7 protein-coding genes are annotated in these 6,118 nt (G+C 61.3%); 6 read left to right on the top strand and 1 reads right to left on the bottom strand.

Going from position 1 to position 6,118, the window contains the following annotated elements:
- Window positions 1-228 (bottom strand): hypothetical protein (locus FCI23_RS57890; protein ID WP_169317453.1); only part of this gene is annotated, 228 nt, incomplete at its 3' end.
- 52 nt (window positions 229-280) lie between these two features.
- On the opposite strand from FCI23_RS57890, the gene FCI23_RS53565 reads away from it, so the two are divergent.
- The 6 genes from FCI23_RS53565 (at window position 281) to FCI23_RS53540 (ending at window position 5,949) form a co-directional block, all read left to right on the top strand.
- Window positions 281-520: a hypothetical protein gene (locus FCI23_RS53565; protein ID WP_136731417.1), complete on the top strand. Its 240-nt coding sequence runs from the start codon at window positions 281-283 to the stop codon at window positions 518-520.
- 174 nt (window positions 521-694) lie between these two features.
- A complete protein-coding gene (locus FCI23_RS53560) occupies window positions 695-886 on the top strand; it encodes a hypothetical protein (protein ID WP_211265888.1) in 192 nt (63 codons plus the stop codon).
- An 809-nt stretch (window positions 887-1,695) separates the two neighbouring features.
- Entirely contained in the window at window positions 1,696-2,961 is a 1,266-nt protein-coding gene (gene ltrA, locus FCI23_RS53555; protein WP_136731415.1) for a group II intron reverse transcriptase/maturase, read from the top strand.
- A gap of 487 nt (window positions 2,962-3,448) precedes the next feature.
- Entirely contained in the window at window positions 3,449-4,462 is a 1,014-nt protein-coding gene (gene ltrA / locus FCI23_RS53545) for a group II intron reverse transcriptase/maturase (RefSeq protein ID WP_246144899.1), read from the top strand.
- Window positions 4,443-4,745, top strand: a complete 303-nt coding sequence (locus tag FCI23_RS62025; protein ID WP_246144898.1) for a group II intron maturase-specific domain-containing protein — start codon at window positions 4,443-4,445, stop codon at window positions 4,743-4,745. Before ltrA (FCI23_RS53545) ends, FCI23_RS62025 begins: the two co-directional genes overlap by 20 nt.
- Window positions 4,746-5,313: 568 nt before the next feature.
- Window positions 5,314-5,949, top strand: a complete 636-nt coding sequence (locus FCI23_RS53540; protein ID WP_136731411.1) for a reverse transcriptase domain-containing protein — start codon at window positions 5,314-5,316, stop codon at window positions 5,947-5,949.
- Window positions 5,950-6,118 lie beyond the last annotated feature (169 nt).

Here is a 6,118-nt window from a genome sequence, read left to right as displayed (position 1 = left end):
GCTCGCGGCCGCAACACCCTGATGGGTGACGGCGGCGGCACCGGCAAGGGCGACGGCAACGACTAGTCCGAAGCCGAAGACGCGATGACGAACCTGTCGATCGCGGAGCGCCTGGGCGAGGACTTCCTCGCCCAGGCGCTGCACCGCGACTACCGCCACCTCCCCGAAGCTGTCGAGGTCGCCGGGCTGATGACCTGGGACGACCTGGACCGCATCCTGACCCAGCACCGGCTGGGAGCCGCCCCGGCTGCGGCTGGCCCGCGACGGGCAGACGCTGCCGTTGTCGGACTACGCCACGCCGGTGGCCACCCGCCGCCACACCGTGTGGCACCGCCTCCAGCCCGCCGGCCTGCACCCGCTGCTGGCCGACGGCGCCTCCCTCGCCCTCGATGGCGCGGACCAACTGCACCGGCCCCTGGCCCGGCTCGCCGAAGACCTGGAGCGCACGTTCCGGACCGACGTGCGGGCGAGGAACGTGAGAAGGCGTGTCCTCGCATTGCCGCGGTTCAGCGCGCGGTGACCGGGAGTGCCCGAGTCGGGAGTTCCCCGTAGGGACGTGAGTACCGTCGCGGGACACGTCGGCGGACCGGCTCGTAGTAGTGCCGAAGCCCCTGTAACGGGGGTGGAGCGAAGGGGCCGGGTCGTTCGTGGCTTTGTTCGTTCGGTCAACCAGAAGTGCTCTGGGAGGAGCCCGATGGACGAGTTGAAAGCATCTGACAAGCCGTTCCGCATCTCCAAACGGGAGGTGTGGGACGCCTGGACCAAGGTGAAGGGCAATCAGGGAGCGCCCGGTGTGGACGGGCAGTCCATCGAGGAGTTCGAGAAGGACCTGCGGGGCAACCTGTACAGGATCGTGTGCCACGAACGCGGGAGGCTGCTGGTGTAGGCAGGAGCTGAGCGCGATGCTGCACGGAAGATGAAGGATTGTTGGCCCTTCGGCGCCGCTCTGCGGGGGGAGGCGTCAAACCGCGTGTGTCACGAACGCAGAGGGGAGTTCAGGTAGGAGCAACTTCTTGATGCGGTGCTGTGCGAGAGATGAAGGATGGTTGGCCCTTCGGTGCCGTCCTGCGGGGGATGGTGCCAAACCGCCACATGCTGCGTTGGTTGATTGTGTCCTGAACGTGAAAGGGAGTTGGTTGTAGGTCAGCTTCTGGGATCGATGCTGTGCGAGAGATGAAGGAGTTGTGGCCCTTCGGAGCCGCCCTGCGGGGGAGGTTCCAAACCGCCTCATGCTGCGTTAGTTAACGACTGTCGTGGTGAGCGATTGAGGAAAAGGCGTTGTAAGAGGCGTCAGGTAGGGATCGGGAAGACGAGCGCAAGCGAATCGTTGCTGAAGTGTCGTTAAGCAGAGAGATGACATCAAAACCGGGGTCTTCAACCTGCTCCGGGATGAGCCTGGCGAGTGTCCGCTTATTGGCCAGGTGGTGTCCGGCATGTAGACGACGTGAGCCCGGTCTGCCGCTTTCGCATGGAACAGGAGAAGGCGTACCCCGTTACTGCCTGTCTTGATAGGGATGGGCGAGAGGGAGTCCCCCAAGCGGCTGAAACCGCAAGGGGATGAGTACCGTCGCGGGGCGTGCTGGCGGACCGGCTCGTAGTAGTGGTGAAGCTCCTGTAATGGGAGGGGAGCGAAGGGGCCGGGCTGCTCGTGACGTTGTTTGTCTAGACAACCGGATGTGCTCCGGGAGGAACTACATGGACACGTTGAAGTCATCAGGCAAGCCGTTTGATATTTCGAAGCAGGAGGTTTGGGAGGCGTACGAAGGAGTGAAGTCGAACAGAGGCGCTCCGGGCGTGGACAGTCGGTCCATAGAAGACTTCGAGAAGGATCTTAAGGGTAACCTTTATGTAATCTGGAACAGAATGTCGTCAGGGACCTACTTTCCCCCGCCGGTGCGTGCGGTGGAGATCCCCAAGTCGTCGCCCGAAGGTGGCGTGAGGATCTTGGGCGTACCCACGGTGGCCGACAGAATCGCCCAGACCGTGGTAGCCAGGCACCTCATGGAACGGGTTGATCCCATATTCCACGAGGATTCTTTTGGATACCGCCCTGGACGGTCGGCGCTAGATGCGGTGGAGCGCTGCCGGGAACGGTGTTGGAAGAGGGACTGGGTCATCGATCTTGATGTCCAGAAGTTCTTTGACAGTGTCCGGTGGGACCTCATCGTCAAGGCTGTGGAGGCGCACACCGATGCCGGTTGGGTAGTTCTATATGTTAAGCGGTGGCTTAAAGCGCCACTGCAACTGCCCGATGGCACCTTGCAGATGCGAGATCGGGGAACCCCACAGCGTTCAGCGGTATCGCCCGTGCTTGCGAACCTGTTCATGCACTACGCCTTCGATATGTGGCTGTCCCGGAAGTATCGGGGTATCACGTTCGAGCGTTACGCCGACGATGCGGTTGTGCACTGCGTGTCGGAGCGTCAGGCCCGCGAGGTCCTGGCGTCGCTGAAGGACAGGATGGAGGAGGTCGGGCTGCGACTGCATCCCGACAAAACCAAGATCGTGTATTGCCGGGACGGGAAACGCCGACGCGCCTTCGAGCAAACGGAGTTCACGTTCCTGGGGTACACGTTTCGCGCGCGAGAGAGCTGGAACAAACACGGACTACGGTCCACATCGTTCGAGCCGGCGATCAGCAAGACAGCTCTGAAGAGGATCAGTGCGGAAGTCCGCAGTTGGCGGCTCCATACTCGGTCCGACCTCTCTTTCGTAGAGCTCGCCCGGCGGATCAATCCGATCGTGCGGGGCTGGATGCAGTACTTCGGCCGGTTCTACCGGTCGGCACTGTCGCCCCTCTTGATGCGTATCAATGCCTACTTGGTGCGGTGGATCCGGCAGAAATACAAGAAGCTCGCGGCGCTGCGAAAGGCCCTCCAGAAGATGTGGGACATTGCGGAGCGGTATCCCCGCATGTTCGCGCACTGGCAATGGACCACAGTGGCGTCCGTAGCCTGGTGATCAGGGTAGCAAGAGCCGTATGACGAGAGATTGTCACGTACGGATCTGTGAGAGCCGGAGGGTGAAATCCCCTCCGGCTACTCGGCCGACCGTCGTGGTGAGCGATGTGGAAAAGGCGGCGGCAGAGCCGTCAGGTAGGGATCAGGAAGACGAACGCAAGTGAATCGCTGCTGAAGTGTCGTTAGTAGATAAGTGGCATCAGAACCGGAGGTTTGTGGTTGCTCCGGGATGAGTCTGGCGGGAGTCCCGTTTACTGGCCAGGTGGTGTCCGGCACAGAGGCGACGTGAGCCTGATCTGCGGCTTTCGCATGGAACGTGAGAAGGCTGGTCTCGATGTTGACGCTCGTTGATATGGGTGTCGAAAGGGAGCGGCCCAAGCGGAGGAACCGCGAGGGCTTGAGTACCGATGCGGGGCCTGCTGGCGGACCGGCTCGTAGTAGTGATGAACCTTTTGTAATGAAGGGGGAGCGAAGGGGCCGGGTCATCCGTGACTATTGTTCGTTCGGTCAACCGGAAGTTCTCCGGGAGGAGCTGGGTGGGCGAGTTGAAATCACCAGGCAAGTCGTTTGAGATCTCGAAGTGGGAGGTTCAGGAGGCGTACGAGAAGGTTAAGGCCAACAAGGGTGCGCCAGGGGTGGACGGGCGCTCCATCGAGGACTTCGAGAAGGATCTGAAGAATAATCTCTATCAGGTCTGGAACAGGCTGTCCTCGGGGAGTTACTTTCCTCCTCCGGTAAAGGGTGTGGAGATCCCGAAGTCGCACGGTGATGGGGTTCGTTTGCTCGGTGTGCCCATCGTGGCCGACCGAATCGCTCAAACAGTGGTAGCCCGGCGTCTTGAGGAGAAGGTCGAGCCGATCTTCCATCAAGACTCCTATGGCTACCGTCCTGGGCGGTCCGCGCTGGACGCGGTCGCGGTATGCCGGAAACGCTGCTGGAAGTACGACTGGGTGATCGATCTGGACATCCAGAAATTCTTTGACAGCGTGCCATGGAACCTTGTCGTCAAAGCGGTTCAGGCGCACACCAATCTCCCCTGGGTAGTGCTGTATGTGCGGAGGTGGCTTGAGGCTCCGTTGCAACTGCCTGACGGGACCTTGCAACAGCGCGAACGTGGAACCCCACAGGGTTCTGCTATTTCGCCTGTGCTGGCTAACCTGTTCATGCATTACGCGCTCGATACGTGGATCGCCCGGGAGTATCCGGGGGTACCGTTCGAGCGGTATGCAGACGATGCTGTTGTGCACTGCGTCAGCGAGAGCCAGGCCCGGAGACTGCGGGAGGCGATCGCGAACAGGATGCGGGAGGTCGGGCTGCGACTGCACCCCGACAAAACCAAGATTGTGTACTGTCGGGACGGGAAACGCCGACGCCTCTTCGGGCAGACGGAGTTCACCTTCCTGGGGTTCACGTTTCGGGCTCGCAAGGCCATCGACAGGAACGGGGAGAGGTTCACTCCTGCCGGGGATCAGCAAGGAAGCCTTGAAGAAGATCAGTGGTGAAGTCCGACAGTGGAGGCTTCACCGGCAGATCGGCCGGACTTTCGCCGAACTCGCGCGGGCGATCAATCCGATCGTTCGGGGTTGGATGCAGTACTACGGTGCGTTTTACCGGACAGCACTGCTTCCCCTCCTGGAGCGCATCAATTCCTACTTGATGCGCTGGATCCGCAAGAAATTCAAGCGGCTGCGGACCTTCAAGAAGGCCCACGCGTGTTGGCGGCGTATCACCCGCCAGTACCCCAGGCTATTCGCCCATTGGGCATGGGTTCCCACGTTCTGGTGACCAGGATGACAAGAGCCCGGTGACGGGAGACTGTCACGCCGGGATCTGTGAGGGCCGGGGGGTGAAAATCCCCCCGGCTACTCGACCCACTGCTGCGTTAGCCGAAGACTGTCGTGGTGAGCGATGTGGGAAAAGGCGTCCGAGAGGCGTCAGGTGGGGATCAGGGAGACGCTGCGCAGTCCCGAATCGGGATCGCCGTTGACTCGTCGTTATAAGTAAAGGGGCATCGAAACCGGGTGCGGATCTTCACCTGGGATGAGCCTGGCGGACACCCGTTTACTGGCCAGGTGGTGCTCGGCGTGAATGGCGGCGTGAAACTGATCTGCGGCTTTCGTGTGGAACGTGGGAAGGCGTGCTCTGATATTGCTGCCTTTAACAGGCAAGCGAGAGGGAGTGTCTCAAGCAGCATGAAGCTGCGAGGGATTGAGTACCGATGCGGAGCGCGCCGGCGGACCGGTTCGTAGTAGCGATGAAGCACCTGCTGGGCGCGGTGGGGGCGGAGCGAAGGGGCCGGTTCATCCGTAGTTCGTTTGTTACGTCAACCGGGCGATGGCCCGGGAGGAGCGGTATGGGCGAGCTGAAATCGCCAGGCAAGTCGTTTGAGATTTCGAAGTGGGAAGTCTGGGAGGCATACCAGAAGGTCAAGGCGAACAAGGGTGCACCGGGAGTGGACAAGGTGACGCTGACGGAGTTCGGGGAGGATCTGCAGAACAACCTCTACAGACTCTGGAACCGGATGGCGTCAGGAAGTTACTTCCCACCCCCGGTGTTGGCGGTGGAAATCTCGAAATCGCATGGCGAGGGTACGCGGATTCTAGGCGTGCCCACGGTGGCAGACAGAATCGCTCAGACCGTAGTGGCCGCACATTTGGAGAAGCAGGTGGAGCCAATGTTCCATCCCGACTCCTATGGGTATCGGCCAAATCGGTCGGCGCTCGACGCCGTCGCGGCATGTCAGACACGCTGCTGGAAGGCCAACTGGGTAGTCGATCTCGACATCCAGAAATTCTTCGACAGCGTTCCGCATGACCTCATCGTCAAGGCGGTGGAGGCACACACCGACGCCCGTTGGGTGGTGCTGTATGTAAAGCGGTGGCTGACTGCACCGATGCAGCTTTCCAACGGGAGCCTGGCTGAACGAAACCGTGGAACCCCGCAAGGGTCGGCGATCACGCCCCCAACGCAATGGGTAACTCGGGCATGAGTCACCCTCCGTAGCGTCTTGATCTTGATGTTGGCCGTCGTTGGCGGCGTGTTCGCGGATGGGGATGCGGTGCCGGATGGTGATCTTCTCGGGGCCGACGAGAACGTCCTTGACGAGGAGCCGCAGGACGCGCTGGCGCTCGGGAACCTCGGCTGTCCCGGCGTTTTCG

Source organism: Actinacidiphila oryziradicis (genome assembly GCF_005047355.1).
GTDB lineage: Bacteria > Actinomycetota > Actinomycetes > Streptomycetales > Streptomycetaceae > Actinacidiphila > Actinacidiphila oryziradicis.
This window is presented reverse-complemented; position numbering and strand designations above follow the sequence as displayed.